Genomic DNA, 1,574 nt, shown 5'->3' with positions numbered 1-1,574 from the left:
AGAGGGGTGGCGGTGTAATGGCACACTCCTTGACCCTCTATTTCGCCTTTATTTGCCCTCTGGACGGCTTTAGGGGGCTGTATGGTGTTTTCCCCTTACCTACCCCTCTAAGGACGTGTACACGCTTTACAGCGGCTTTCTTGACCGTTTCCGCTCCTATCCTCATTTTCTTTTTTATCGCTAATCAATCCTGACGCTTTCCAGAACCTCCAAAGTTATCCACATACTGCGGCTTGCGGGGTCGTCCCTTGATAGATAGCTTGATTTAGCACTTATGATTTCTTACTTTTGATTTCCTACTTTTGATTTAGACGCTAAAAAAACCTGATTTTATGCGGCTTTCCGGGTTTTAGGGGCGAAGACTTCTTCCGCAAGGGGCGAAGACTTCTTCCGCAAGGAGCGAAGACTTCTTCCGCAAGGAGCGAAGACTTTTTCTGTTAGGGGCATAGTCTTTTTCCAGAAAAGAGAATTTTATACTTTACAAAAATTCGCCCTTATGGTATCATGATAAGGAAAGGAGTTGATACCATGCCACGGAGAAAGAAACTCCCTGCAATCCCGGACTATAAGGGGGCAGGGAAAGAGCCGGACAATCTGCTTGTCCAGAAGTCTAATCCCCTCTTGTCCCTCTCTGAAACCGGGCTGACACTTGCGGAGTTTAAGATACTGGACGCATATCTTGGCCGGATAAATAGCCATGTTCCGGAAAAGCGGTTTATCCGGTTTGAGAAAGGCGAAATAGAGCGGCTTTTGGGCGTTGTAAAGATAAATGCGCCGGACTTGGAAAAGAGGGTTAATAATCTTTTTCAGACTATCAAAATCAAGGACGGCAACAAGCGCAAGGGCTTCACTCTCATAGCCTTGTTTGAGAAAGCGGAATGTTATCAAGACGAAGATGGACTGTGGCAGGTGGACTTGGGTGCAAGCCCCTCGGCCATGGAGTATATCTTCAACCCGGAGCGGCTTGGATACCTGCGGTATAACCTGCGAAACGTTGTCAAGCTGACTTCCAGATACAGCTATGTCCTCTTTCTGTACCTCGAACAGAATAGGCATATGCACCTTACTTGGGACGTTCCTCTGGACGAATTGAAAGCCCTCATGCGGTGTACGGCTGACAGTTACAAGGGATACAAGGAATTTAACGACAAGGTTCTAAAAAAGTGTCTCTCGGAACTGAACGACAAGACCGACTGCAAATTCTCCTATGAGCCGATAAAGAGGGGTAGGACGGTCAAGGCTGTGCGCTTCACCTTGGAGCCACTTGCTCTGGCTGAAGATATACCGGGGCAGATGTCCATGGACGACTTTCCAGAGATTATGCCGCCGTCCTATGGCGATGATGTCTATGACGAAGAAGCGGCAAGGCGTGATAGGATTTGCAAAGGCTTTGACAGCGCAGAGTTTTCCGGCTTCACCGATGAACAGCTTGCCCTGCTTAAAGACCTCGGCTGGTCAAGGAAACGTGAAAGTGACGTGGAGCGTTACAGGGCTGACCTTGTTAGCTTTCCTGACGCTTGCCAATATGCAACAGCCGCCTATCTCCGGCAGACAATCCTGACGGCAAAGGCACG

At 48.6% G+C, this 1,574-nt stretch carries 1 protein-coding gene; it reads left to right on the top strand.

Going from position 1 to position 1,574, the window contains the following annotated elements; genetic code table 11:
* Window positions 1–528 precede the first annotated feature (528 nt).
* A partial coding sequence (locus D5281_RS24865) for a replication initiation protein (RefSeq protein WP_160556457.1) occupies window positions 529–1,574 on the top strand: 1,046 nt, incomplete at its 3' end.

Source organism: Parablautia muri, assembly GCF_009917485.1.
GTDB classification, from domain to species: Bacteria; Bacillota; Clostridia; order Lachnospirales; family Lachnospiraceae; genus Suilimivivens; species Suilimivivens muri.
Note: the sequence above shows the minus strand (reverse complement) of the source record. Positions and strands in the feature narration are given on the sequence as shown.